At 64.8% G+C, this 26,377-nt stretch carries 25 protein-coding genes; 8 read left to right on the top strand and 17 right to left on the bottom strand.

The window, feature by feature from the left end; translation table 11 throughout:
- Positions 1 to 60 precede the first annotated feature (60 nt).
- From METH_RS11300 to METH_RS11240, 13 genes are all read right to left on the bottom strand, one after another.
- On the bottom strand, positions 61 to 615 hold the full coding sequence (locus tag METH_RS11300) for a CvpA family protein (RefSeq protein WP_024090603.1): 555 nt from the start codon (positions 613 to 615) through the stop codon (positions 61 to 63).
- Between the two features lie 42 nt (positions 616 to 657).
- Complete coding sequence (gene radA / locus METH_RS11295) at positions 658 to 2,019, bottom strand: DNA repair protein RadA (protein WP_024090602.1); 1,362 nt, start codon at positions 2,017 to 2,019, stop codon at positions 658 to 660.
- Positions 2,020 to 2,129: 110 nt separating this feature from the next.
- Positions 2,130 to 2,912: a BAR domain-containing protein gene (locus METH_RS11290; RefSeq protein ID WP_024090601.1), complete on the bottom strand. Its 783-nt coding sequence runs from the start codon at positions 2,910 to 2,912 to the stop codon at positions 2,130 to 2,132.
- 143 nt (positions 2,913 to 3,055) lie between these two features.
- Positions 3,056 to 3,508: a paraquat-inducible protein A gene (locus METH_RS11285; RefSeq protein ID WP_024090600.1), complete on the bottom strand. Its 453-nt coding sequence runs from the start codon at positions 3,506 to 3,508 to the stop codon at positions 3,056 to 3,058.
- 193 nt (positions 3,509 to 3,701) lie between these two features.
- Entirely contained in the window at positions 3,702 to 4,448 is a 747-nt protein-coding gene (locus METH_RS11280) for an ABC transporter ATP-binding protein (RefSeq protein ID WP_024090599.1), read from the bottom strand.
- Positions 4,445 to 5,227 carry an MlaE family ABC transporter permease gene (locus METH_RS11275; RefSeq protein ID WP_024090598.1) on the bottom strand — a complete coding sequence of 261 codons (783 nt, stop codon included), beginning with the start codon at positions 5,225 to 5,227 and terminating at the stop codon, positions 4,445 to 4,447. Before METH_RS11275 ends, METH_RS11280 begins: the two co-directional genes overlap by 4 nt.
- Positions 5,224 to 6,261, bottom strand: coding sequence for an alanine racemase (gene alr / locus METH_RS11270; protein WP_024090597.1), 1,038 nt, complete (start codon positions 6,259 to 6,261; stop codon positions 5,224 to 5,226). The genes METH_RS11275 and alr overlap by 4 nt, the downstream gene beginning before the upstream one ends.
- A gap of 194 nt (positions 6,262 to 6,455) precedes the next feature.
- Positions 6,456 to 7,976: a replicative DNA helicase gene (locus tag METH_RS11265; protein ID WP_024090596.1), complete on the bottom strand. Its 1,521-nt coding sequence runs from the start codon at positions 7,974 to 7,976 to the stop codon at positions 6,456 to 6,458.
- A 255-nt stretch (positions 7,977 to 8,231) separates the two neighbouring features.
- A complete protein-coding gene (locus METH_RS11260) occupies positions 8,232 to 8,912 on the bottom strand; it encodes an orotate phosphoribosyltransferase (RefSeq protein WP_024090595.1) in 681 nt (226 codons plus the stop codon).
- Between the two features lie 127 nt (positions 8,913 to 9,039).
- Positions 9,040 to 10,401: a calcium-binding protein gene (locus tag METH_RS22690; RefSeq protein ID WP_024090593.1), complete on the bottom strand. Its 1,362-nt coding sequence runs from the start codon at positions 10,399 to 10,401 to the stop codon at positions 9,040 to 9,042.
- 132 nt (positions 10,402 to 10,533) lie between these two features.
- Positions 10,534 to 11,574: a dihydroorotase gene (gene pyrC, locus METH_RS11250; RefSeq protein WP_024090592.1), complete on the bottom strand. Its 1,041-nt coding sequence runs from the start codon at positions 11,572 to 11,574 to the stop codon at positions 10,534 to 10,536.
- A gap of 79 nt (positions 11,575 to 11,653) precedes the next feature.
- Positions 11,654 to 12,610 carry a hypothetical protein gene (locus METH_RS11245; RefSeq protein WP_024090591.1) on the bottom strand — a complete coding sequence of 319 codons (957 nt, stop codon included), beginning with the start codon at positions 12,608 to 12,610 and terminating at the stop codon, positions 11,654 to 11,656.
- 153 nt (positions 12,611 to 12,763) lie between these two features.
- The gene (locus METH_RS11240) at positions 12,764 to 13,828 is read right to left on the bottom strand and encodes a glycosyltransferase family 2 protein (RefSeq protein ID WP_024090590.1); all 1,065 of its coding nucleotides are present in this window, start codon (positions 13,826 to 13,828) and stop codon (positions 12,764 to 12,766) included.
- 244 nt (positions 13,829 to 14,072) lie between these two features.
- On the opposite strand from METH_RS11240, the gene METH_RS11235 reads away from it, so the two are divergent.
- From METH_RS11235 to METH_RS11205, 7 genes are all read left to right on the top strand, one after another.
- Positions 14,073 to 14,981: an AAA family ATPase gene (locus tag METH_RS11235; RefSeq protein WP_024090589.1), complete on the top strand. Its 909-nt coding sequence runs from the start codon at positions 14,073 to 14,075 to the stop codon at positions 14,979 to 14,981.
- A gap of 102 nt (positions 14,982 to 15,083) precedes the next feature.
- On the top strand, positions 15,084 to 16,346 hold the full coding sequence (locus METH_RS11230) for a vWA domain-containing protein (RefSeq protein ID WP_024090588.1): 1,263 nt from the start codon (positions 15,084 to 15,086) through the stop codon (positions 16,344 to 16,346).
- 76 nt (positions 16,347 to 16,422) lie between these two features.
- The gene (locus tag METH_RS11225) at positions 16,423 to 17,403 is read left to right on the top strand and encodes an XdhC family protein (RefSeq protein WP_024090587.1); all 981 of its coding nucleotides are present in this window, start codon (positions 16,423 to 16,425) and stop codon (positions 17,401 to 17,403) included.
- Positions 17,400 to 18,401, top strand: a complete 1,002-nt coding sequence (locus tag METH_RS11220) for a molybdopterin-binding protein (protein ID WP_024090586.1) — start codon at positions 17,400 to 17,402, stop codon at positions 18,399 to 18,401. The genes METH_RS11225 and METH_RS11220 overlap by 4 nt, the downstream gene beginning before the upstream one ends.
- 164 nt (positions 18,402 to 18,565) lie before the next feature.
- Entirely contained in the window at positions 18,566 to 19,051 is a 486-nt protein-coding gene (locus METH_RS11215) for a (2Fe-2S)-binding protein (RefSeq protein WP_024090585.1), read from the top strand.
- Between the two features lie 99 nt (positions 19,052 to 19,150).
- Entirely contained in the window at positions 19,151 to 21,520 is a 2,370-nt protein-coding gene (locus tag METH_RS11210; RefSeq protein ID WP_024090584.1) for a xanthine dehydrogenase family protein molybdopterin-binding subunit, read from the top strand.
- 86 nt (positions 21,521 to 21,606) lie between these two features.
- Positions 21,607 to 22,395 (top strand): FAD binding domain-containing protein, encoded by a 789-nt coding sequence (locus METH_RS11205; RefSeq protein WP_024090583.1) that lies wholly within the window; start codon positions 21,607 to 21,609, stop codon positions 22,393 to 22,395.
- A gap of 69 nt (positions 22,396 to 22,464) precedes the next feature.
- Here METH_RS11205 and METH_RS11200 read toward each other — a convergent pair whose 3' ends face one another.
- Entirely contained in the window at positions 22,465 to 23,103 is a 639-nt protein-coding gene (locus METH_RS11200; RefSeq protein ID WP_024090582.1) for a methyl-accepting chemotaxis protein, read from the bottom strand.
- Between the two features lie 135 nt (positions 23,104 to 23,238).
- Positions 23,239 to 23,700, bottom strand: coding sequence for a translation initiation factor IF-3 (gene infC / locus METH_RS11195; RefSeq protein ID WP_323784310.1), 462 nt, complete (start codon positions 23,698 to 23,700; stop codon positions 23,239 to 23,241).
- Positions 23,701 to 24,151: 451 nt separating this feature from the next.
- On the opposite strand from infC, the gene METH_RS22685 reads away from it, so the two are divergent.
- A complete protein-coding gene (locus METH_RS22685) occupies positions 24,152 to 24,697 on the top strand; it encodes a hypothetical protein (protein WP_024090580.1) in 546 nt (181 codons plus the stop codon).
- A gap of 86 nt (positions 24,698 to 24,783) precedes the next feature.
- Here the strand turns inward: METH_RS22685 and METH_RS11185 are convergent, their stop codons facing one another.
- Together METH_RS11185 and METH_RS11180 are read right to left on the bottom strand one after the other, a co-directional pair.
- Positions 24,784 to 25,287: a hypothetical protein gene (locus tag METH_RS11185; protein WP_024090579.1), complete on the bottom strand. Its 504-nt coding sequence runs from the start codon at positions 25,285 to 25,287 to the stop codon at positions 24,784 to 24,786.
- A gap of 135 nt (positions 25,288 to 25,422) precedes the next feature.
- Positions 25,423 to 26,289, bottom strand: coding sequence for a ferredoxin--NADP reductase (locus METH_RS11180; protein WP_024090578.1), 867 nt, complete (start codon positions 26,287 to 26,289; stop codon positions 25,423 to 25,425).
- Positions 26,290 to 26,377: the final 88 nt, after the last annotated feature.

Below are 26,377 nucleotides of genomic sequence, written 5' to 3'. Positions count from 1 at the left end.
AGCAAAACGGGCGCCCAGCGGGCGCCCGTGTGTCCGGCTTAAGGTGGTAATCCTTAGGTATTACTGGCCGCAGGAGCCGATCAGCGCTTCATATTGCGTGGTGACCCAGCCCAATGCCTGCTCCGGGTTGCGCTCCTCAATCTTGCCGATCAGGCGCTCAAACACTGCGGCCGAGCGGCTTTCGTCAACGATTGTAAAGCTCTGCCCGGTCATCACGACATTGTAGAGGAAGAAGGCGATTGCCACCAAAAGAATGCCGCGCAAGACGCCAAAGAAGAAACCCGTGCCCTGGTCCAGCCCGCCAAGCGCGGAACGCTGCACCAGGGTGGAAAACAGCGGCGTGAAAAACGAGACCACGATCAGCGCCAGTGCGAACACTGCGGCAAAGGCCGCGATGATCGACAATTCGCAGCTGTCGGCGATGAATTCGCCGATCACCGGGATTTCTGCCATCAGGGGTTCGACCTGCGGTGCAAAGATAAAGGCGAGCACGCCCGCGGCGATCCAGCCTGCGATGGCCATCGCCTCGCGCACGAAGCCGCGTGAATAGGCCAGCAGCGCCGATACGACAATGACCAGGGCCACGACCCCGTCGATGATTGTGAAACCTTCCATGTCCCTCGCCCGTTTGCCTGCGATATCAAATTTTTTGCGACCTTAGCCGGCCCCGAAGAATTCGCCAACAAAACCCGCCAGATCGCTGGACTTTCTCAAGTTCAGGCCGGTCACCGGCACGGTTTTGCTGCCGCCAGGGGCAATTGCCGCCGTGAAACCAAGTTTTTGCGCCTCTTTCAACCGGTTTTCGGTCTGCGGCGCAGGCCGGAGCGCCCCGGATAGTGAAATTTCTCCGAAAACCACCGTATCGGCGGGCAAAGCCACGTCTTCGCGCGCACTCAGCAGCGCCGCAGCCACCGCAAGATCTGCCGCAGGTTCCGAAATCTTCATGCCGCCGGCCACGTTCAGATAGACATCCAATCCGGCAAACGGAATGCCGCAGCGCGCCTCCAAAACCGCCAGGATCATCGCCAGCCGGGATGAATCCCAGCCGACCACAGCCCGGCGCGGCTGCGAATGCGGCGAGGGCGCGATCAGCGCCTGCATTTCGACCAGCACCGGGCGGGTGCCCTCGATGCCGGCAAACACCACCGACCCGGGCGAAGGTTCGCCGCGTTCGGACAGGAACAGGGCCGAGGGGTTGATGACTTCGGCCAGCCCGCCGCCGGTCATCTCGAACACGCCGATCTCATCCGCCGGGCCAAATCGGTTCTTGACCGCCCGCAGGATGCGGAACTGATGGCCGCGCTCACCCTCGAAATAGAGCACTGTGTCGACCATATGCTCGACCACCCGGGGGCCGGCAATCTGGCCGTCCTTGGTGACATGGCCGACCATGATGATCGACACCCCGTTGCGCTTGGCAAAGGTTGTCAGCTCATGCGCCGCCGCGCGCACCTGGCTGACCGATCCCGGCGCGCTGTCCACGTGATCGGCCCACATGGTCTGGATGGAATCGATAATCGCCAGCTGCGGCCTCTCTGCTTCCAGCGTGGTCAGGATATCGCGCAGGTTGGTTTCCGCCGCCAGCTGCACCGGCGCATCCGCCAGCCCCAGCCGCTGCGCCCGCATCCTGACCTGGGCTGACGCCTCTTCGCCGCTGACATAGATGGTCTTGACCCCGGACTGGGCAAACCGCGCTGCCGCCTGCAGCAAAAGGGTGGATTTGCCGATGCCGGGATCACCGCCCACCAGAATGGCCGAGGCCGCAACCAGCCCGCCGCCCAGCACCCGGTCCAGCTCCCCCACGCCGCAGCAGCTGCGCGGCGGCGGGGTTTCCCGTGTTGCCAGATCGGTCAGCGGGATGGTGCGCCCGCGTTTGATGCCCAGCGACTTTTTCGAGGGGCCGGAGCTCAGCCCCTTGTCCTCGGAAATCGTGTTCCATTCGCCGCAGCCCTCGCAGCGGCCCGACCATTTGGAGAAGCTCGCACCGCAGGCCGAGCAGGAGAAAGATGTTTTAGCCATGCCAGATCAGTGGCAGACGTTTCCGTTTTGTTCAAGGGGCTGCGAACCGGGACACGCCCCTGGGGCAGGTTGCCGCGGCGGACGCGAGACTCTGCCGCGCGCTCCGGGTATCAATCCGCGCGGCGGGGCGGCTGAATCGGCACCACGCTGCCGGGTTGCGGATCAGTCCCGTCCGGCGGGTTCTGCAACTGCGCCGACAGTTCCGGCAGCAATTCGAACAGCTCGCCGCGCAGCCGCCCCAGATGCGATTTGGCGATGCTTTCTTCGATCTCCACATCGCGGGTCCATTGGCGCAGCTCATGCATGATGATCTGGGCATCCTCCAGCCGCGCCTTGAAGGTCTCCAGCTCCTCCTGCCGCTGCTGCAGAAACTGCCGGGCGCGGGATACTTTGGCGTCGGAATAGGTCTCTGCCAGCTCATGGCTGACCTGGCTCATCTGCGACGCCACTTCCAGCACCTGCGGCTCCAGCCCGGCCAGATCCGGGTGCGACCGCAAAAAGGCCAGCCGCTCCTTCACCGCGTCGAATTCGGAGGCCAGGGTAAAGATCCCGGCACGGTCGGCGGCATGGGCCAGCTGATAGGCCTGCAGCACATCGTCCATCTGCAGGGAAAACCGCCGGTGCGAGGTTTCCAGCGCCAGGATGCGGCCGCTGGCAGGCAGGAAAAAGGCCAGCATCACCGCCAGCGCCGTCAGGGTGATCTGCGCCGCCATCCCCGCCTGCGGATAGATATCGGCGCCGAGCCCGGCCTGCAGGCTCAGCCAGGGCCAGATGCCCGCGGCCGACAGCCCGGTGGCCGCCAGCGCCGCCAGCGCGCCGCCGCAGATCAGCAGGAACGTCAGCCGCATGAATGCGGTCTGGGCAGTGAACAGGATCGATTGAACGCCGGACATAGGTCCCCCTCCAGCAGCAATGCAACAGATGCAGGGCAGGCGGGCTGCGGGGGACGCCCGTCAGCCGGGCGCAGCGTGCCGGACCCCTGCGATACAGGTGTTCGGCCTTACAAAATGGAGCGGTTCAGCGCCGGATCAAGCTTTCACTCCGGTGTTTTCCCAATCTTTGCAGTGCGTTCAGTCAGCAATCCCAGCACCAGCGAAGCCGCGATACAGGCCGTGAACAGGTACAGGCCCCAGGCCGTTTCGATGGTCGCAAGGCCGATCCCCTTGGCCAGCGTGATGTAGAGCGCGATGAGGAAAACATCGGCCATCGCCAGCTTGCCCAGCACATGCAGCACCGGCTGGACCTTGGCATCGAGCAGATCCCACTGCACCAGCGCCAGCCCGATGGTTTTAAGGTAGGGGGCGAAGATCGCAAAAAACGTCACGATCAGCGCCAGCACCGCGTCGCTGCCCCATAAGGATTGCAGCCCGGTCAAGACCGAGATTTCGCTGAGGCCGAAAACCGGCAGCAGCCCCGCCCGCATCAAGGGCGCAAACCAGGCGACGGGGTAAAGGATCAGCAGCGACAGGGTGAGGAGGCGGAGGATCATGGCAGCTCGTGTTTACGGGTCAGTCAAGGCTTGTGCGTTTCTCCGCCAATAGGGAAGGGGAAAACGTTGCAAACTTCATCAGCCGGGACGCCTGCGGCCCGGCCAGCTCCACCCCGCCCGCATAGGCGGGCGATGGCCTCATGCCGGATGCCTCCGGCGGGAGTATTTCGGCAAAGGTGAGGGAATCAGCGGCCTACCGCACCGCCTCGATCGGCCCCTCCGCGCGGCCGTGGATGAACTGGTCCAGATAGGGATCGCCCGAAGCATCCATGTCGGCCACCGGGCCGGTCCATTGGATCACCCCGCCGTGCAGCATCGCCACATTGTCGGCAATCGCGCGGACCGAGGTCATGTCGTGGGTGATGGTCATCGCGGTGGCGCCCATTTCCACCACGATCTCGCGGATCAGGTCGTTGATCACGCCGGACATGATCGGGTCCAGACCCGTCGTCGGCTCGTCGAAAAAGATGATCTCGGGCTCCGCTGCAATCGCCCGGGCCAGCCCCACCCGTTTCTGCATGCCGCCGGACAGCTCCGCAGGCAGGAGGTCGGCGACATTCGCCTTCAGGCCCACCCGGCGCAGTTTTTCAATGGCGATCCCGCGCGCTTCCTCAGCCGGGCGCTTCAAGGCGCCGCGCAGCAGGCGGAAGGCCACATTCTGCCAGACCGGCAGGCTGTCAAACAGCGCGCCGCCCTGAAACAGCATGCCGAACCGCGCCAGGAACTTGTCGCGGTCGCCCGACCCGGACGGCCTACCATCGACATAGATCTCGCCGCTGTCCGGGGTGATCAGGCCCAGCACGCTTTTCAGCGCCACCGATTTGCCGGTGCCGGAGCCGCCGATGATCACCATCGAGGTGCCCTTGGGGATTTCCAGGTTCAGGCCGTTCAGCACAGCGTTGTCGCCAAAGGCCTTGTGGACGTTTTCCATGCGGATCATAGCGAGAAAAACACCCCCGTCAGAACGAAATTGGCGGCCAGGATCAGCACCGCGGCGGATTCCACCGAGCCTTTGGTGGCGCGGCCAACACCCTGCGCGCCGCGGCCCGATTGCATGCCGTAATAGCAGCCCATCATCGCCGCGATGGTGCCAAAGGCGGCGCCTTTGGTCAGCGACGAGACGATGTCCAGCGGTTCCAGGAAGTCGACTGTGTTCTTCAGGTAGGCCGCAGCATTGAAGCCAAGGTTCTGCACCGCCACGGTATAACCGCCCATGATGCCGATGATGTCGCCGACACCGACCAGCACCGGCACGGTGATCAGCGCCGCCAGCACGCGGGGTGCGACCAGGTATTTCATCGGATGGGTCGACAGCGTGACCAGCGCGTCGATCTGCTCGGTCACTTTCATGGTGGCGATTTCCGCCGCAATCGACGACGTCACCCGCGCCGCAATCATCAGCCCGACCAGCACCGGGCCCAATTCGCGCACCATGCCGATGGCAACGATCTGCGGCACCACGGCCTCGGCGTTGAAACGGGCGCCGCCGGCATAAATCTGCAGCGCCAGCGCGCCGCCGGTGAAGATCGCGGTCAGCCCCACAACCGGCAGCGACAGCCAGCCGATGTTCAGCAGCGCATGCAGGAATTCACGCGGGTAATAGGGCGGGCGGACCATATGGCTGAAGGCCCGCAGCGCAAACAGCGCCGCGCGGCCGACAGCCGCCAGCCCGGCCAAAGCGGTGCGGCCCAGCCGGGCCAGGACGGCAACCGGGTTCATCCCTGGTAGGTCCGGGCGTAGCGGTGGCCGGTTGAGGTCAGGATCTCATAGCCGATGGTGCCGGCCGCATCGGCCAGCGCATCGACGGTCTGCTGTTCATTGAGAATCGCCAGCGTCTCCGGCACCTCAGCCAGATCCGTCACATCCACGGTGATCAGATCCATCGAGACCCGGCCCACGACGGGGCAGGGGGTGCGGCCTGCAAAGACCTGGATGCCGCCGTTGCCCATCGCCCGGTGCAGGCCGTCGGCATAGCCCGCGGCCACCGTGGCAATGCGGCTGGGGCGTTTGGCGGTCCAGGTGTTGCCGTAACCGGCAGTCTCGCCCGGTTCCAGATCGCGCAGCTGAATCACCGGCAGGTCCAGCTGCACCACCGGCAGCGCGTCCTGGAACGGCAATCCGCCGTAAATCCCGATACCGGGCCGGCAGAGATCAAAATGATAATCCGGCCCCAGCAGCATGCCCCCGGTCGCCGCCAGCGAGCGCGGAATCTCCAGCCCGTCGGTCATATCGCGGAAACTCTGCAATTGACGGGCGTTCATCGCGTGCGACGGCTCATCGGCGCAGGCCAGATGCGACATCAGCAGCACCGGGTTCTGGCCCAGGGCGATTTCAGCCACGGCCGCCCATTCGCCGTGCTCCATCCCCAGCCGGTTCATGCCGCTGTCCAGCTGCACCCCGAACGGGTGCCCCGGCAAAGCCTCGAAATGGCGCAGCATCTGGTCCAGCGAGTTCAGCATCGGCGTCAGCTGGAAATCCTTCAGCAGTTTGGTGTCGCCTTCCATATGGCCGGAGAACACCGAGATGCCGGGGCCCGGCCCCAGCGCACGCCGCAGCGCGCCGCCTTCTTCCGCCGCCGCCACAAAGAAGTTGCGCGCACCGGCCCTGGCCAGCGCCTTGCCGACGCGGCCCGCATCCAGGCCGTATCCATTCGCTTTGACCACGGCTGCGGTTTCGCAGCCGGTCAGCGCATCCAGATTCCGCCAGTTGGTGACCAGCGCATCCAGGTTGATTGTCAATCTTGCCGTGCTCATGCGGTGTTCATGACACGGGGCACGCGCAGGTCAAGTGGGAAATACCGGAATGGCGGCAGAGCTCCGCCGCCGGGGAACAAATAAGCCCGGTCCAGCGGGGGGGGCTGAACCGGGCCGGTGCCGGGGCGCTGACGGTCACGCGGACTGCCAGGCCCTGGCACGGTCATCCTGATTGCGGCCGCAACCGGCCGGGATCAATAGTCTTCCTGCCCCTGCTGCCAGGATTTCGCCAGGTTGCCAAAGCGGGTGAACTGCGCCTCGAACGACAGCTCCACCGTGCCGATGGGGCCGTGGCGCTGCTTGCCGACGATCACTTCGGCCTTGGCGTGCAGCCGCTCCATCGCCTGCTTCCACTCTTCCATCTTGTCCAGTTCGTGGTCGCCGGGCTTTTCCCGCTCCTTGTAGTATTCCTCGCGGAACACGAACATCACCACGTCGGCGTCCTGCTCGATCGAGCCCGATTCCCGCAGGTCCGACAGCTGCGGCCGTTTGTCGTCGCGGTTTTCCACCTGCCGCGACAGCTGCGACAGCGCGATGACAGGGATGTTCAGCTCCTTGGCAATCGCCTTCATCCCCATCGAGATTTCGGCGATCTCGTTGACCCGGTTGTCGGCCATGCCGCGGCACAGCTGCAGATAGTCGATCACCAGCAGATCCAGCCCGTGGGTCCGCTTCAGGCGCCGCGCCCGTGCGGCCAGCTGCGAAATCGGGATTGCAGGCGTATCGTCAATGAACAGCGGGCAGCTTTCCAGATCCTTGGCCGCCTGCACAAAGCGGCGGAATTCGCCCTCGGTCATGTCGCCCTGGCGGATCTTGTGCGAGGAGATTTCCGACGCTTCCGCCAGAATACGCCCGGCCAGCTGTTCGGCGCTCATCTCAAGGCTGAAGAACCCGACCACGCCGCCGTCCAGCGCGCCTTCGCTGCCGTCGGGTTTCACCCCGCGTTTATAGGCCTTGGCGACGTTGAAGGCGATGTTGGTCGCCAGCGACGTCTTCCCCATAGAGGGGCGGCCCGCGAGGATCAGAAGGTCCGAGGGATGCAGGCCGCCAAGTTGCTTGTCGAGGTCCATCAGGCCCGTCGAGATGCCGGCCATGCCGCCACCCCGCTGATATGCCTCGTTGGTCACATTAACCGCTTCTGTGACGGCTTTCAGGAACGACTTGAAACCGCTTTCCGTCTGGCCCTGTTCGGCCAGCTGATACAGCGACTGCTCCGCCTCGACGATCTGCTCTTTAGGTTCTGATGCCACGTCAACGCGGCGCGCCTTTTCTGCAATGCTCTGGCCCAGGGCGATCAGCTCGCGCCGGATCGCCAGGTCGTAGATCATCTGCGCATAGTCCCGCACCGCAAAGGCCGAGATCGACGCGCCGGCAAGCTTGGCCAGATAGGCCGGCCCGCCCAGCTCTTTCAGCCCCTCGTGGTCTTCCAGAAACGCCTTCAGCGTCACCGGCGAGGCCAGCGCGTTCTTGGAAATCCGCGCTGCGGCCACCTCATAGATCCGGGCATGCACCGGATCATAGAAATGCGACGAGTCGATGATCAGCGCGATCTTGTCGTAGACCTCGTTGTTGGTCAGGATCGCCCCCAGCAGCTGCTGTTCCGCCTCGACCGAATGCGGCAGCTCATTGTCCGGCATTGCGTTCTGCGGCGCGGCGGGTTCCGGCATCGGCGCCAGAGGGGGCATATCGCCGTCAAAGGGAGTAATCTCGTTCATCACTGCTCTCGTCGTTTGACCGCTTTATAGGGCGCCGGGGGCGGTTCTCCTATCTGGGAATCTCTGTGGATCCCTTGTGGATATCCGCACGGGGCCTGTGGGCTTTTTATCGGAAAGGGCCAGCAAGCCTGTCCTATGCAGGCTACATGATGCGGGGTGCCTTGGATAGACCCCTATATCTGCACGCCAGCCAAGGCGGAAATGCGATTCGGAGCAGCCTTGTCCACAGGCTGCCCCGTAACGCTTGCCGCAGGGTCAGGCGGATTTATGCGCGTCCTGCCAGGCGCGGGGATCCTTCAGGAAGGTCTCCACCTCATCCAGCGTCTCGGTGCTGAAGGCACCCTGCGCGCGGGCTTCGGCCAGCACATCCCACCAGGTGCAGAGATAATGCAGCTCGACCCCGTGGTCGCCCAGCGTCTTGGTGGTTTCCGGGAAGATGTCGTAATAGAAGATCACCGCCGTGTGGCCGCAGCTGGCACCGGTCTCGCGGATCGCATCGACAAACGACAGCTTGGATCCGCCATCGGTGGTCAGGTCCTCGACCAGCAGCACCCGCTCGCCTTCGCTCATCGCGCCTTCGATGCGGGCGTTCCTGCCATAGCCCTTGGGCTTCTTGCGCACATAGGTCATCGGCAGCGCCAGACGTTCGGCCACCAGCGCGGCAAAGGGAATGCCCGCGGTCTCGCCGCCGGCGATATTGTCGAACGCCTCGAACCCGGCATTGCGCATCACGGTGACGGTCATGAAATCCATCAGCGTCGAGCGGATCCGCGGAAAGGAGATCAGCTTGCGGCAGTCGATATAGCTCGGCGAGGGCAGGCCCGAGGCCAGCGTATAGGGCGTTTCGGTATTAAAGTTCACCGCGCCGATTTCCAGCAGCATCCGGGCCGACAGGCGGGCGATTTCTTGTTGGGACGGGTAGGACGAGGGGATCATGGCGGCAAGCATCCTTTGCGGCAGCGGTTTTGCTGTGCTTAAACCGGAACGCCGCCGGTTTGAAGCCCCGGCGGTTGCCTGCGGCACTGCGCGGGCCGCAATCCGGCCCGCGCAGTGATTGGGTCAATCAGAAGATGAAATCATTGCCCGACAGATCGGCAATCGCGACATCTTCCAAGGTAATGGTATTGCCCCTGTTGTCGCTGATCACCGCATCGCCGTCAGCGTTTTCGGACAGGTGATTGTTCTTCAGGTCGCGGAAATGCTTGATTGTGCCGACGTCTGAGAGGTCGATCTTTTCCTGGCGGCCGCCTGTCGAGAAATCAGATACCGTATCGTCTCCAAAGCTGCCCTTGAAAATGAACCGGTCTGCTCCGCCTTCGCCGAACAACAGGTCGTTGCCGCCGTCGCCATTGATCCTGTCCCGGCCGCTGCCGCCGTAGATCGTGTCGTTTCCGCCTTTGCCGGACAGCGTGTCGTTGCCGCCAAGTCCCATCAGGCGGTTGGCGCCTCCGTTGCCAAGCAGATTGTCGGCGCTCTCGGAGCCGCGCGCGCGTTCGATGCTGGTCAGCGTGTCGCGGTCGCCGAAGCCGTCAATGGCAAACCCTTTCGCCAGATTCACGGTCACGCCGTCCGTACCGCCATAGCGTTCATCGCGGTCATAGCGGACCTCGTCCGTGCCCTTGCCGCCGTTGATGGTGTCGTCGCCTTCGATGCCGCGGAAGTAATTGGCTTTACCATTGCCGGTGAGCTTGTCGTCGTAGGCCGAGCCGCGCAGCGTTTCGATGCTTTTCAGCGTGTCGGTCTTGCCCCAGCCATCGGTCGCGGTTCCTTTGCCCAGATGTGCGGTCACACCGCTGGGGTCCCAGGTAAAGGCAACCTGGTCAAAGCCGCCGCTGCCGCCGTTATAGGTGTCGCGGCCGTCGGAGCTGACGAAAAAGTCATCGCCCGCACCGCCGTTATAGGTGTCGCGTCTGGGCGTGCCCCAGAATTCATCCTCTTCGGTGGAGGACACGCCGGGGATGTCAGCCCAGGCAATGTCGGCACCGGGCGCAAAGGCGCCGGTGGGGGTGCCCATGCTGCCAATATCCGCTTCTACCGCGGCCCAGTCGGCCGCCGAGCTAACGTTGGGCAGAGCCTTGCCATCCAGAACGAAATAGAACTCGGTGTCCGTATAATCGCCGGTTTCCAGCGACACGATGAAAATCACACTGGAACCACCGCTCTTCCAGTTGATCTGGGTAATCAGGGTGTCATCGGCCCGAATGTCGGAGCTCAGATTATCCATGTTTATGCCGTCGAGGATCGGCTGAATGACGTTGTCGTCCATCTCGATGATATCGACACCGTCGTCATCGCCGACAACCGTATAGCTGAATGTGGAAGAGGCGGAAGGAACCGTGATCAAGGCGTTGATCGATCTTACGACGTCTGAACCATCACCATCGTCATAATCAGCCCGCACACCTTTAAATGAAAACGTCGTCATACCCTTGCCCTTTACCGGAAATTTGCCAGCGCAACTGCTGGGGGGAAATAATCACCCGATAATTGAAGGGGGCGGCTGATTCCCGGCAAGGGCTAGGGGAAGGGATCGTTAAAGAATTGTTAACAGGTGTTGCTATTCCGCACGCCAATGAACCGCAAACCCCGGATCAAACACCGTCACCGGGCCATCTCCGGTTTCAATCTTCTCCGGGAAATCCACAGCGGTGCCGGATTTGCGCAGGCTCAGGGTCTCGCTGCTGACCGGCAGGCCATAGAACGCCGGGCCGTTTTCCGAGGCAAAGCCCGCCAGCTTGTCCAGCGCGCCCTCTTCCTCGAACACATGCGCCAGCAGGGACATGGTGTTGGTGGCGGTGAAACAGCCGGCACAGCCGCAGGCGCTTTCCTTGTTCGGGTCGGTATGCGGCGCAGAATCGGTGCCCAGAAAGAACCGCGCATCGCCCGAGGCCGCCGCCGCGCGCAGGGCCAGCCGGTGCTCTTCGCGCTTGGCGACGGGCAGGCAATAGTAATGCGGCTTGATCCCGCCCACCAGGATGTGGTTGCGGTTGATGATCAGATGGTGCGTGGTGATCGTGGCGCCCAGGCCGGCGGCGCTGGATTTCACATAATCGACCCCGTTCTTGGTGGTGATATGCTCCATCACCACACGCAGGCCGGGGGTGGATTTGCGGACCGGGTCCAGCACCCGGTCGATGAACACCGCCTCGCGGTCGAAAATGTCGATGTCCGCATCCGTCACTTCGCCGTGCACGCACAGCGGCAGGCCGATTTCGGCCATCTTTTCCAGCACGCCGCGCACCTTGTTGAAGTCGCTGACGCCCGAGGCCGAATTGGTGGTGGCGCCCGCCGGGTACAGTTTCACCGCCTTGACCAGCCCGCTGGCGTGCGCCGCGGCGACATCCGCCGGATCGGTGTCCTCGGTCAGGTACAGCGTCATCAGGGGCTCAAACGCCATGCCGTCGGGCAGCGCGGCCAGGATCCGCTCGCGGTAGGCGGCGGCCTGGGCGCCGGTCACCACCGGCGGCACCAGGTTCGGCATGATGATGGCGCGGCCGAAATGGCGGGCGGTTTCGGGCAGCACGGCCTCCAGCATTGCGCCATCGCGCAGATGCAGGTGCCAGTCGTCGGGGCGGGGGATGGTCAGCGTCTCGGTCATGCACCCGCGTTAGCACAGCAGCGGCTGGAAAAGAAGCGGCTGTATGCGGCGGCGGCCCCCGCGCCAAGCCAGCGGCTGCTCAGCGCTTGGACGGAAAGGTGAACTCGCCGTCTTCGGCGCGCTTTTCCATCTCCTGCAGGCGGCGGCGGAACCGCGGCGCCCGCATCCGTTCGGTCACGTTGCGGCACAGCAGCGCCATCAGGTAGGCCCGGTCGTCCCGCTCCAGCCGCCCCAGCAGGTTGCGCAGGAAATAGGAGTTGTTGCGGCGGCTGCGGAACAGCTTGTGGAAGGCGCCGGCGCTCAGCTTGCGGCTGCCGGCCAGCGACAGGATGTGATACAGCATCTCCATCTCGATCAGCCGGGATTGCACCGCATCGCCCAGGTACGGCACCCGCAGACGGGTCACGTTCTTGCGCGCAAACAGCGCGGCGTGCATGGCATCCAGGCGTTCCCGCGGGTCATAAATCACATAGGCCTGATCGGCGGCGTCCAGCATATCGGGCGCATAGCCATAGCGGTCGGTGAAGGACGGACGCCGCATTTCGGCAAAGCGGTCATCCCATTCGGTCATCCGCAGGTCCAGCGTCGCCTGCGGCTGCACCGCAACCACCACGGCCCCCGGCGCGGCCACCGAAAAGGCCGCCGCCGCATAGCCGCAGGGGCCAGCGCCGTAAAAGATCACATTGTCGAACTCGTCAAAGAACCCGTCGTCGATCAGCTGGTCGAAAAATCCGTAGATGCGGCTGTCGCGGAACCAGGTGTCGCCGTCCGACACCACGCACATATGCGACCAGCCCAGGTTCTTCACCAGATCAAACCCCAAAGGCTGGGCCTGGTCCGACAGGTTGTGAATGCCCTGCATGGTCTCAAACGTCACCAGAAGCGTATTGCCCTGATCGATGAAGGTGGCGAAATGCTTGTCGCCCAGCGGCTGGTACATGCCATGCTCTTCGGCCAGGGCCGCCATCCGGGCTTTCCACTGGGCCGGCTTCAGCCCGGAAAGGTCTTCATCCAGATTTTCAAGTCCGTCCTGCATGCCTGCCATCCTCTGTGCCCTCCCTTATAGGTCCGGGCCTGCTGTTTGGATTTACATTTAAGTGACAATTAAGGCCAAAATTGGAAAAACCCATGCCTGAATAAGGCGGCCCGGGGTTCTTTCGGCGGCCGTTTTCCGGGGGGCATCAGGGTGTCAGCCGGCGTCCTCCTCCGGCGGCGCAGCGGGTTGATCCGGAATGGCAAAACTGCGCAGCAGATCGGCGGCGGCCGGGCTTACCGGGCGGGCCGGGGGCGTCATCAGCAGCCGCGCGAACAGCGCCCGGTAGGGTTCCTGCGTCATCAGCCCGGCAAACCGGGCACGGCGCCAGGCCACAGCGCGGCTGTGCAGCCGGGCCAGCTCCGGATCGTCCATCAGCACGGCCCGCAGATCCGCACTTGCCGGGCCGTAACGGGCGATGGAGGTATCCTCGGCGCTGCAATAATTCCGCTCGACCCAGTAATCCATGCCCAGCTCGGCCTGCCGGTTGACCCGGCCGCGGTCGGCCTTCAGCACATAGCTTTCCATCGCCCCCAGCGGGTAATGGTTCAGCTGCGCCAGCCGCCCGTTGGGCTGGCCGTAATTGGAAAACAGCCGCTTGGTCTTGAACGCCCTGCCCAGTTCACGGCCTTCGCAATCATACCAGCGGAAGCTGTCCAGCTGCGCCGGGCTGCCGAGATCCCGGGGCCGGTGCACACCGCATTTCCGGTAGGTGCCGTCATTGCGGTACAGCGTCTTGAACATCACCGCCCGCCACGGCCAGTGAATGACCTCCGGCGCGCAGCGGGTGAATTGTTCGGTCACCGGCGCATCCTGATAGCGCACCGCACCGGCGTTGCCGAACAGCCGCCAGGTCAGCGTCACCGCATCCGCCTCGGGCAGCGCCGCCAGCAGATCCGCCACTTTGCCGCCGCCGGTCTTGATGCAGACAAATTCGTCGATATCCAGCACCAGCACCCAATCGGCCTGTGTCATCAGCGGATGCCGGTCCGCCTGCTTCAATGCGGTGAACTGGATGCCGCCCTTGTCATAGGGGCCTTCATTGCGGACATGGACCAGCTGCCCCATGTCCTGCAAATGGTCCAGCATCCGATCGGTGCCGTCCTGGCAATCGTTTGAAAACACCAGGAAATCGGTGAAACCCGCAGCCCGGTGATGGGCCAGCCATTCCAGCAGGAACGCGGCCTCATTGCGGACGCATAGGACGGCCAGAACCCGCATCCCCTAGCGCCTCTGGTCCCGGCCGCCAGGGCCGGCGTGTTTGCGAAAAACGCGATGCATGGCTGGCGTCCCTGTCTCTGTCCCTTGCCCCGGTCGTCTGCGGGGCTGTCCCGCGGCAGTTTTACCCGGCAGGCCCGGTTATACAACCGCCTCCGTCAGCCCCGCCGCCGCAGCGTCGCCGCAGCCTGCGGCTTGACCGATGCCGCCCCGCATGGCCTGTTGGCCGGGCAAGGGGAGGCACAACATGCAGAAGGCGCAATCCATCGATCAGGTCCAGCACATGCTGTCGGAGCAGGGCTATGTTTGCGGCAGGTCTCTGGCCACCGTGGTGTTCCTGTCGCTGAAACTGGGCCGCCCGCTGTTCCTTGAGGGCGAGGCCGGCACCGGCAAGACCGAGATCGCCAAGGCGCTGGCGGCCAGCCTCGGCCGCCGCCTGATCCGGCTGCAATGCTACGAGGGGCTGGACGCTGCCAGCGCGGTCTATGAATGGAACTTCGCCGCCCAGATGGTCGCCATCCGCACCGCCGAGGCCGCAGGCAGCGCCGAACGCGCCGCCCTGCAAGCGGAACTTTTCTCTGCCGATTACCTGATCGAACGCCCGCTGCTGCAGGCGATGCGCCCGGATGAGCACGGCGCGCCGGTGCTGCTGATCGACGAGCTGGACCGCACCGATGAACCGTTTGAAGCCTTCCTGCTGGAGGCGCTCAGCGATTTCCAGGTCACCATCCCCGAGCTTGGCACCATTCAGGCGCTGGAGCCGCCGATTGTCATCCTCACCTCCAACCGCACGCGGGAAGTGCATGACGCCCTGAAACGCCGCTGCCTCTACCACTGGGTCGACTACCCGGACTTCGACCGCGAGGTCGAAATCCTCAACGCCCGCGCGCCCCGGGCCAGCGCGCAGCTTAGCCGCGAGATTGTCGCCTTCGTGCAATCCCTGCGCACCGAGGATCTGTTCAAGAAACCGGGCGTGGCCGAGACCATCGACTGGGCCAATTGCCTTCTGGCGCTCGACGTGATCGCCCTCAGCCCCGCGGTGATTGCCGACACCCTCGGCGCGATCCTGAAATACCAGGACGACATCGCCCGGCTGCAGGGTTCCGAAGCCAAGCGCATTCTGGATCAGGCCAAGGCCGGCCTGGATGCCGGCTGATGCTTCATCTTTGCAGAAATACTCCGGGGGGTGAGGCCCGTCCCGGAAGCCGTCCAGCGGACGGTTTCAGGGCCGAACGGGACAGCGCGCCCAGGAACGCGGATGCCTGACACCGCGCCGCTCACCCTGCCGGAGGACCCCAAGCTGGTCCGCAACATCACCCATTTCGCCCGCGCCCTGCGCAAGGCGGGTCTTCCCATCGGCCCCGGCCGGGTGCTGGACGCGGTGGCGGCGGTGGCGGCCGCAGGCTTCACCCGCCGCGCGGATTTCTACTGGGCCCTGCACGCCTGCTTTGTCGCCAAACCCGAACAGCGGGTGGTCTTTGCCCAGGTCTTCCGCCTGTTCTGGCGCGATCCCAGATACCTGGAGCAGATGATGGCGGCGATGCTGCCCGCGATCCGCGGCGTGCAGGAGGAGCGCAGCGCCAAACCCGCCGAAAAACGCGCGGCCGAGGCGCTGCTGGACGGCATGCAGGACCAGCCGGAGACACCGGACAGTGATGAGGACGGCACCGAGGCTGAGATCGACACCACCCTCACCATGTCGGCCGAGGAACGGCTCAGAACCCTCGATTTCGAACAGATGAGCACGGCTGAGGTGGCCGCCGCCAAACGCATCCTCGCCCAGCTCGCCCTGCCGGTGCAGCCGATCCAGTCGCGCCGCCTGATGGCCGCGCCGCGGGGGACACGTCCCGACTGGCGCCGCACCTTGCGCAACGCAGCCCGCCAGGGCGGCGACCTGCAGCAGATCGCCCGCGTCAGGCGCCGCATCCGCTGGCCCAATCTGGTGGTGCTCTGCGATATCTCCGGCTCGATGAGCCAGTACAGCCGCATCATCCTGCATTTTCTGCACGCCGCCGCCAATGCCCGGGAAGGTGCCGGTGGCCGGGGCTGGGCCAGGGTGCATGGTTTCACCTTCGGCACCCGGCTCACCAATATCACCCGCCATCTGCACCAGCGCGACGTGGACGCCGCCCTGGCCGCGGCCGGCGCCGAGGCGCAGGACTGGGAGGGCGGCACCCGGATCGGCGACTGCCTGCATGCCTTCAACCGCGACTGGTCGCGCCGTGTCATGGGGCAGGGGGCGGTGGTGCTGCTGATCACCGACGGGCTTGATCGCGGCGGCCCCGAAGGACTGGCCCGCGAAATGCAGCGGCTGCAGCTCTCGTCGCGCCGCCTGATCTGGCTGAATCCCTTGCTGCGCTGGGACGGCTTTGCCCCCAAGGCGCAGGGCATCCGCGCCATGCTGCCCTATACCGACAGCTTCCGCGCGGGCCATTCGATCGCCTCGCTGCAGGACCTGGCGCAGGTGATATCCAACCCGTCGGATGCCGGGGAAAAGGCGCGCCTGATGGCGCTGCTCTGAGGCGTAAGACGCTTGCAACCCGCGGCCCAAGCGCCGATGTATGACGGCAGACATCCCGGTGCTGCGAGGACGCCGCATGCAGACCCTGACCCTTTTTGAGCACGCCCCGGAAACCGCGCTGGACTGGCATCGGGCCGGTACAGGCGCGGCACTGGCAACTGTCGTGCAGACCTGGGGATCCGCCCCGCGCCGCACCGGCGCGCAGCTGGTTGTCTCCGGTGACGGACAGATCGAAGGCTCGGTCTCCGGCGGCTGCGTCGAAGGCGCCGTGGTGGTTGAAGCCATGGAGGCGCTGCAGGACGGCCGCCACCGCTTGCTGGAGTTCGGCGTCAGCGACGCGGATGCCTTTGCCGCCGGCCTGGCCTGCGGCGGCACCATCAAGGTGCTGGTGGAGCCGGTCGGTTCTGCGCTGCCCGCGGATCTGCTGGAGGACCTGGTGCAGGCCCGCGCAAACCACACGCCCGTTGCCTATGAGGTGAACCTGACCACCGGCGCCCGGCGGCTGGTGCGGGGCGGCCACCCGGACCGGATGCGCCTGGACCGCTCCGGGCTGGAGGACGGCGGCGAAATCTTTGTGGCTGTTCACAACCCGCCGCTGCGGCTGGTCTGTGTGGGCGCTGTCCATATCACCCAAGCCTTGGTGCCGATGGCGCGGATTGCCGGCTATGATCCGGTGATCATCGACCCGCGCGCCGCCTTTGCCTCTGCCGAACGCTTCCCGGGCGAGACCCTGATGGACGACTGGCCGGATGAGGCGGTCGAAAAGCTTGGCCTCGACAGCCGCACCGCGCTGGTGCTGCTGACCCATGACCCGAAACTGGACGACCCGGCATTGCAGGCGGCGCTGGCGGCCGAGGTGTTTTATATCGGCGCGCTGGGCAGCAGGAAAACCCACGCCGCCCGCACCGCCCGGATGCAGCAGGCCGGCTTCACAGAACAGCAGATCGCCCGCATCCACGGCCCCATCGGCCTTGATATCGGCGCCGCGGGACCGGCGGAAATCGCGGTCTCGATTCTTGCCGAAATGACCGCCGTGCTGCGCGGGAAACAGCCATGAGGTTCGGCGCGCTTGCCTTGAAAGACGCCGAAGGCGCGATCCTTGCGCATTCGCTGCAAGGTGCCTCGCGCAGGGTTGCCAAGGGCACGGAGCTGACTGGCGCAGACCTCGCAGACCTTGCCGCCGCCGGCCACACAAAGCTCACCGTCGCCCGGCTGGAAGAGGGCGACATGCATGAAGATGCCGCGGCAGAGGCGCTGGCGGCTGCGCTGATACCGGATCCGGCGGCGCAGGGCATCCGCATCTCCGGCGCGGGCACCGGGCGGGTGAACCTTTATGCCGCGCACGCCGGGCTGGTGCGGCTGGATCTGGCCAAGCTGGAGGCCTTCAACACCGTTGACCCGATGATCACCATCGCAACGGTGCCGGATTACCACCGCGCTGATGCAGACGGCATGATCGCCACGATCAAGGTGATTTCCTATGCAGTGCCCGAAGACGCCGTCCGTCAGGCCTGCACCGGCGCCGCCGATGCGATGCGCGTGCTGGCCCCGGTTTTCTCCTCGGCCACGCTGATCGAAACACAAGTGACCGGGGACATGCCCCGGGACAAAGGCCGCGCCGCCATGGCCGGGCGCCTGCACCGGATGGGCATCAGCCTGTCAGAGCGCGTGGTGGTCCCGCACCGCGAGGATGCGCTGGCAGCGGCGATCACCCGGGCACCGGGCGAGCTGCTGCTGGTGCTCACCGGCTCCGCCACCTCCGACACCCATGACGTCGCGCCTGCGGCGCTGCGCAGTGCCGGCGGCAGCGTGACCCGTTTCGGAATGCCCGTCGACCCCGGCAACCTGTTGTTTCTGGGCGCGTTTCAGGACAGGCCGGTGATCGGCCTGCCGGGCTGTGCCCGCTCCCCGGCGCTGAACGGCGCCGATTGGGTGCTGGAGCGGGTGATCTGCGGCATTCCCGTCACCGCGCAGGATATTGCTGCCATGGGCGTCGGCGGCTTGCTTAAGGAGATTCCCACCCGCCCGATGCCGCGCCGCGATGCGGAAGGCTGAATGCGGCACCGCGGCGAGGGATTTGTGACGCAAGGTCACAACCATGGGTAATCCCTTCTGACGCGGATTTTACCGCCGCCGCCGCCCGGAAAACACTTCGCGGATCGCTGTGCCCGTGCTTAACTCCCCCCAGCCAGATAAAAACGAGCTAAAGGGAGGGTACTATGGCCAAGGTCTCAATGACCGTGAACGGCAAGGCTGCCAGCGGCGACGTCGAGGGGCGCACGCTGCTGTCCGCATTCCTGCGCGAGGCGCTGGGCCTCACCGGCACCCATGTGGGCTGCGACACCAGCCAGTGCGGCGCCTGCGTGGTGCATGTGGACGGCCTGGCGGTGAAAGCCTGCACCATGCTGGCGCTGGAGGCCGAGGGGGCCGAGGTCGCCACCATCGAAGGACAGGCCAATGCAGACGGTTCGCTGAACACGATCCAGCAGGCGTTCCAGGACCATCACGGGCTGCAATGCGGCTTTTGCACGCCGGGCATGGTGATGTCGGCGGCGGCGCTGCTGAAGGACAACCCCAAGCCCAGCGAAGCGGAGGTCCGCGACTACCTGGAAGGCAACCTGTGCCGCTGCACCGGCTACCACAATATCGTCAAGGCGATCATGGCCGCCTCGGGCCAGGATGTTTCGGCGATTGCTGCCGGGTAAGTGCGACGGCCCCAGGCCGGTTGGCGGCCTGAACCGAACAAGGAGTGAGTGACCAAGAGGTGCGCGCAACGCAGCACTCTCCAGGGAGGAAGACCAGATATGCCCAAGGACAACGACAGCGGAATCGGCGCCAGCCCCAAGCGGCGCGAGGACGTGCGGTTCCTGACCGGCGCCGGCAATTACACCGACGACATCAACGTGCACGGCCAGGCTTACGTGCATTTCCTGCGCGCCGATGTGGCCCATGCAACCATCAATTCCATCGACACCAGCGCGGCCGAGGCGATGCCCGGCGTGGTGAAGATCTTCACCGGCGCCGATTTCACCGAGGTCGGCGGCATCCCCTGCGGCTGGGGCGTCACCGACCGCCACGGCAAGCCGCAGCAGGAGCCGCGGCATCCGATCATCGCCGATGGCACCATCCGCCACGTGGGCGAGATCGTGGCGGCAGTGGTCGCCGGCACGGTGGAACAGGCCCGCGACGCGGCGGAAGCCATCGAACTGGATCTCAGCGACAAACCCGCGGTGGTGGGGATGGCCGGCGCCTTGGCGGAAGACAGCCCCAAAGTGCATGAGGATCTGAGTTCAAACCTTTGCTATGACTGGGTGTTCGGCAATCCGGACGACGAAGCGGTGCAGGCGGCGTTTGACAGCGCCGCGCATGTGACGACGCTGGAACTGGTCAACAACCGGCTGGTTGCCAACCCGATGGAACCGCGGGTCGCCATCGGCGAATACAGCCGCGGCACCGATGAATACACGCTGCACACCACCAGTCAGAATCCGCATGTGATCCGTCTGCTGATGTGCGCCTTTGTGCTGGGCCTGCCCGAGCACAAGGTCCGGGTGATCGCGCCGGATGTGGGCGGCGGCTTCGGCTCCAAGATCTTCCACTATGCCGAGGAAGCCTTCTGCACCCATGCCGCCAAGGCCTGCGGGCGGGCGGTGAAATGGACCTCCACCCGGTCCGAGGCGTTCATCTCGGACGCCCATGGCCGCGACCATGTGACCAAGATCGAACTGGCGCTGGACAGCCATAACAACTTCACCGCGCTGCGCACCAATACGATGGCCAATATGGGCGCCTATCTGTCGACCTTCTCGACCTCGGTGCCCAGCTATCTGCATGGCACCCTGATGGCGGGCAACTACAAGACGCCGGTGGTGCAGGTGAACGTGAAGACGGTGTTCACCAATACGGTGCCGGTCGATGCCTACCGCGGCGCCGGCCGCCCCGAGGCGACCTTTCAGCTGGAGCGCGTCATCGACAAGGCCGCGCGCGAGCTGGGCGCCGATCCGATTGCGCTGCGCCGCCAGAACTTCATCACCGAGTTCCCCTATGAAACCCCGGTGGCGCTGACCTATGACACCGGCGATTACGTGGCGACCATGGACAAGCTGGAGGAGGTCGCCGATGTGGCGGGCTTTGCCGCCCGCCGCGCGGCAAGCGAAAAGAACGGCAAGCTGCGCGGCTTTGGCGTCAACTGCTATATCGAGGCCTGCGGCATCGCGCCCTCCAACATCGTTGGCATGCTGGGCGCCCGTGCCGGCCTCTATGATGCGGCCACTGTGCGGGTCAATGCCACCGGCACCATCAGCGTCTTTGTCGGCGCGCATTCACACGGGCAGGGGCATGAGACGTCGTTCCCGCAGGTGGTGGCCGAGATGATCGGCATCGACGAGAGCATGGTCGACATCGTGCATGGCGATACCGGGCGCGTGCCCTTCGGCATGGGCACCTATGGCTCGCGCTCGATTGCGGTCTGCGGTTCGGCGATGGTGCGGGCGACCGAAAAGATCATCGCCAAGGCCAAGAAGATCGCCGCCCATCTGATGGAGGCCTCGGACGCCGACATCGAGCTGAAGGACGGCCAGTTCACCGTTGCGGGCACCGACAAATCGGTGGCCTGGGGCGATGTCACCCTGACGGCTTACGTCCCCCACAACTACCCGCTGGAGGAGCTGGAGCCGGGGCTGGAGGAAACCGCGTTTTATGATCCGGCCAACTTCACCTATCCGGCCGGCGCCTATGCCTGCGAGGTGGAGGTGGACCCCGACACCGGCAAGGTCACCATCGAACGCTTCTCGGCCGCGGATGATTTCGGCAATATCATCAACCCGATGATCGTTGACGGCCAGGTCCACGGCGGGCTGGGGCAGGGCATCGGCCAGGCGCTCTTGGAAAACGCCGCCTATGACGAAGACGGCCAGCTGCTGTCGGCCTCCTACATGGATTACGCGATGCCGCGGGCCGATGACGTGCCGTTCTATCAGGTCGATCATTCCTGCCAGACCCCCTGCACCCATAACCCCTTGGGCGTAAAGGGCTGCGGCGAGGCCGGGGCCATCGGCTCGCCGCCTGCGGTGGTCAATGCAGTGGTCGATGCGCTGCAATCGGCGGGCAAGGATGTCACCCATATCGACATGCCGCTGAGCCCCGCGCGGGTCTGGGCGGCGATGAATGGCTGAGGAAATTGCGGGGGCGCTGCCCCCGCACCCCCGGGATATTTTTGGCCAGAAGAAGAGCCTGGGCGCTCTTTGGGAAGGAAACGAAGATGTATGAATTCGAGTTTGAAAAGCCTGCAACCGTGGCAGAGGCCGTGGCGGCGCTGGCCGATGAGGACGCGCAGGCGCTGGGCGGCGGGCAGACGCTGATCCCGACGCTGAAACAGCGGCTGGCGATGCCGTCGAAACTGGTGAGCCTCGCAGGCATCGAAGGGATGATAGGCGTCAGGGGCGGCGACGGAATGCTGAGCATCGGCGGCGCCACCACCCATGCGGATGTGGCGGAAACCCTGCCGGAGGCCTATCCGGCGCTGGCGGATCTGGCCAGCCATATCGGCGACCCGGCGGTCCGCAACCGCGGCACCATCGGCGGCTCACTGGCCAACAATGACCCGGCGGCCTGTTATCCGGCGGCGGCGCTGGCCAGCGGTGCGACGATCATGACCAACCGGCGCGAGATCACCGCGGATGACTTTTTCCGGGGGCTGTTCGAGACCGCGCTGGAAGAAGGCGAGATCATCACCGCGGTGCGCTTCCCGGTGCCGCAGAAGGCCAGCTATCAGAAGTTCGTGCAGCCGGCCTCGCGCTTTGCCCTGGTCGGGGTGTTCGTGGCGAAATATACGGCCGGCGTGCGGCTGGCGGTCACCGGCGCGTCCGAACAGGGCGTGTTCCGCTGGAACGAGGCCGAGGCTGCGCTGGATGCCGGTTTCACACCGGAGGCGCTGGACGGTCTGAGCGTGGATGCCGGCGGCATGATGGCCGACCTGCACGGGTCCAAAGCCTACCGCGCCCATCTGGTCGGGGTGATGGCCCGGCGCGCCGTGGCGGCTGCAGCCTGACGATCTGATCAGGCCGGGCACCGGGATGCCGGTGCCTGGCAGATGGCGGAGGCTGGCAGATGGCGGAGGCTAGTGCCGCAGGTAGCCCGAGATTTCCTCCAGCAGGGTCTGGGTCTTGCCCGACAGCTCGCGGATTTCGGTAGCGATCACCGCAAACCCCTTGCCCATATCGCCGATCCGCGCCGCCTCGATCGAGGCGTTGAAGGAGATGAACTTGATATTGCGGCCGACCCCTTCGGCATTGGCGATGGTTGTCCGCATGTTCTGTTCGCGCTCCTCCTCGCGCAGCTGCTGGGCGTCGCATAATGTCTGGGCCAACTGCTGGAGAAAGCCGGTGACGGCCGGTTCCAGCCGGTAAAGGCAGAGACCGGCAAGGTCCGGGATCAGGCGCACCTGCGCCAGCGGGCTGCCCTCGGTCCGGGAGGTGGCATCGTGCAGAGGGCTCAGCACCTCCAGGCAGGCCTGGCGCCTGGCCTCCAGATCCTTGGGCAGGCTGTAGCTGCACTGCTGCAACAGGCTGTCCAGACCGCTGCCGAGCATCGCATGGGCCGCCGCGATGCGCTGCACCGACAAGCTCAGAACATCGCTGGCGCTGCCGCCTTCCGCATCATCCTGGTCCCGCGCCAGGGCCAGCAGCGACAGCGCGGCGATGCGGCTGGGGCCGATGGCCATGAATGCGGTGTTCTGTACGTCGGATAAACTTTTCATGCCTGCACCTTAATGACCATGACGATCCTTCTATCGGGCAGGCGTTAAAGCAGCGCTAATTGCGATGGCCGCGGCAAAGGAAAAGCCCCGCAGCGGCGCTGCGGGGCTGAAATACCTGTGTCGAAGGCGGCCGGGTTACTTGTTCGGCAGCGGGCCGATCATCATGATCATCTGACGGCCTTCCATCTTGGGCATGTTTTCGACCTTGCCCAGTTCCTTGATGTCTTCGGCGACCCGCTCCAGAAGCTCTCTTCCGAGGTTCTGGTGCGCCATCTCGCGGCCCCGGAAGCGCAGGGTGATTTTCACCTTGTCGCCGTTTTCCAGGAACTTGTAGACGTTGCGCATTTTCACATCGTAGTCATGAGTGTCCGTGTTGGGACGGAACTTGACCTCTTTGACCTCGATGATCTTCTGCTTCTTGCGGGCTTCGCTCTCGCGTTTCTGCTGTTCATACTTGAACTTGCCAAAGTCCATGATCTTACACACGGGCGGGTTGGCATTGGGCGAGATTTCCACCAGATCCAATCCGGCCTCGGCGGCCATTTCCATGGCTCTGGCGGGGGTCACAACCCCTGCGTTATCGCCATCGGCGCCAATCAGGCGGATTTCGGAGGCACGGATTTTTTCGTTGACGCGCGGGCCGGTGTCGCGTTGCGGCGGCGCGTTATGAGGTCTGCGGGCTATGACTGCGATCCTTCTGTCATTGCAAAAAGTGCGGGAACGCTACTGCTCCCCCGCGTGTGATTCAAGGCTTATGGGCGGTATGGCGGCAGGAAAGCCGCATTTCAAGGCCGCATATTGCAATTGAACTTGAAAACGGGTGTAAAACAAGGCCCGACCGCTGCCGCAGGCCGCGCCGGATTTCGCGAAGACGGGAATGCGGCGGGGTTCCGCCAGTCGCGGGACCGGCCGGCGGCAGCTGGCCGCCCGTGATGCAGGCCAGGGAAACTTCCCCCTTGAGTGCTGCGGCGCAGGGCGTCATTTGGCAGGCGGATGCTGCGGATTGCGCGGCCAGGCCGGCCAAGCCGGGAAACGGAAGGAGAGCATTATGAAACAGGTATTTATAGTGATTGCGCTGGGGGCCGCTGCAGTGGCCGGGTTTGTGCTGCTGAACGGCCGGGACGCGCAGGAGCCCGCGCCCGCAGAGGTGCCGGCGGTGCAAGAGGAACAGAGCAGCACAGGGCCGGAATCGGCAGACGGGGACAGCGCGGCGCCCGCAGCGGCAGAAGAGGACAGCGGCGCGGCAGCCGGGCTGGCGGTGGAAGATGCGGCAGACGCTGTTGAGGGCGTCATCGAATCCGGTGCTGAAGCTGCCGGCGCCGCCGTCGAGGCGGTGCAGGACACCGTAAGCGAGGCGGCGGAAGCGGCTGCTGAATCGGTTGGGGATGCGGTTGATGCGGCCCAGTCCACGGCGGGTGCTGCATCGGATGCGGTGCAGGAGGCCACAGAGGCTGCCGGCGATGCCGCGGCCGGCGCGGCTGAGGGTGCGCAGGAGGCTGGATCCGAGGCGCTGGACAATGCAACCGGCACCGCGCAGGAGCTGCCGGATCAGTCCGGCGCGGCGGAAACCGAAAGCACTGCGGGCAGCAACTGATACTGGCTTAAAGTCAGCTGATTTTCCCGGCGGTAGGCATCATGCGCTGCCGCCGGAAGGCTTCGAGCGGACGTCTGTGGTGCGGATCAATGGGGACGGGCCTGCGCCTGCTGCGCAGCGCGGGCCATTTGGTCCAGCTGGGCCTGGCCGCCGGGCTGCGGCTGCGCCGCCAGAAAGGCCAGGAAGGTCTCCCAGCCGGCACTGTTGCCGCCCTGTTTGCGGGCGCGCTGGATTTGCAGCTGGGCCACGCCGGCCAGATCCAGAGGTTTGGTGCCGTCATAGGCGCTGCCGGTGATTCCGGCCAGATGGCTGCGGAACCGCTTGCCCATCGAATTCAGCAGCAGCATCGGCGAGGTCACCGGATGGCCGGCCTGCACCAGCGCATCAAACATCTCGTCAATGTCGCCGGGGGTAATGGCGCGCGCATTATAGCGGGCCTTGACGCTGGCAATCCTCTCATCAACCGACGGCTGCACCTGGTCGGGACGGGCCTGAAACCCTGCAACCGCTGCCTTGACGCGGGCTTTGCCCGCCTCCGTTCTGACGGACTGGAAAACGGGCGGCTGCCCCGAGGTCAATTCGTTCTGCATTTCTTGCTGCTCCGTTCTGGATCTCAGCAACCGGAATACAGAAACATCCCCAACAAAAGATAAACGGGAGGCGGCAGCCTCCCGTCAAATCCGTGTCAGAAATGGGGCGGCCCGCAGCGGCCGCCCGGCGCAGGATCAGTCCAGGAACGCCTTTTCAACCACGAAATGCGCCGGCTTCGAGTTGGCGCCCTCTTCGAGGCCATAGGTGTTCTCGAACAGGTCCTTGAGCTCGAGGTTGAAGGCCAGGTTGCCGCAGATCATCGCGCGGTCGCTTTCGGGGTTCAGCGGCGCCACGCCAAGCTCGGCAAAGGCCTCGCCCGAGCGCATCAGGTCGGTGATGCGGCCCATCTTTGGGCTCTCTTCGCGGGTGGTGGTCGGGTAGTATTTGATCTTTTTCCAGAAGCCTTCGCCGATCACCTCGTTCAGCAGCTCGTCGTCCTTGAGGCTTTCGATCAGTTCGCGGCCATAGGTCAGCTCGCCGGCGGTGCGGCAGGTGTGGGTGATTACCACCTCGTCGTAATCCTCGTAGGTCTGCGGCTCGCGCAGGAGGGAGGCGAAGGGCGCAAATCCGGTGCCGGTGGCAAAGAACCACAGCCGTTTGCCGGGCAGCAGCGCGTCATGCACCAGGGTGCCGACCGGCTTGGGGCGCAGGATGATCTCGTCGCCCGGCTGGATGTGCTGCAGGCGCGAGGTCAGCGGGCCGTCTTCCACCTTGATCGAGTAGAACTCCATTTCCTCGTCCCAGCTGGGCGAGGCGATGGAATAGGCGCGCAGCAAGGGTTTCACCTTGCCGGTCTTGGGGTCGGGATCGTTCATCAGGCCGATCATCACGAACTCGCCCGAGCGGAACCGCAGGGAGGCCGGGCGGGTCACCTTGAAGGAGAACAGCTTATCGGTCCAGTGCTTCACTTCGGTCACGGTCTGGGCGTCGGGCAGGGCCGGCTTGGCCTTTTCGGGCGCAGCATTGGTCGCAATGTCGGTCACGGGTGTCATCTCATTCATCACTTGCACTGCCGGAGGAGTAGCCGGCACCTCTGATTAGTCTTTGATACAGGTCAGGAAAACCCCCTGTTTTGCGAAACCGGCCCCG

Origin of the sequence: Leisingera methylohalidivorans DSM 14336, from assembly GCF_000511355.1 — a bacterium.
Taxonomy (GTDB): Bacteria; Pseudomonadota; Alphaproteobacteria; order Rhodobacterales; family Rhodobacteraceae; genus Leisingera; species Leisingera methylohalidivorans.
This window is presented reverse-complemented; position numbering and strand designations above follow the sequence as displayed.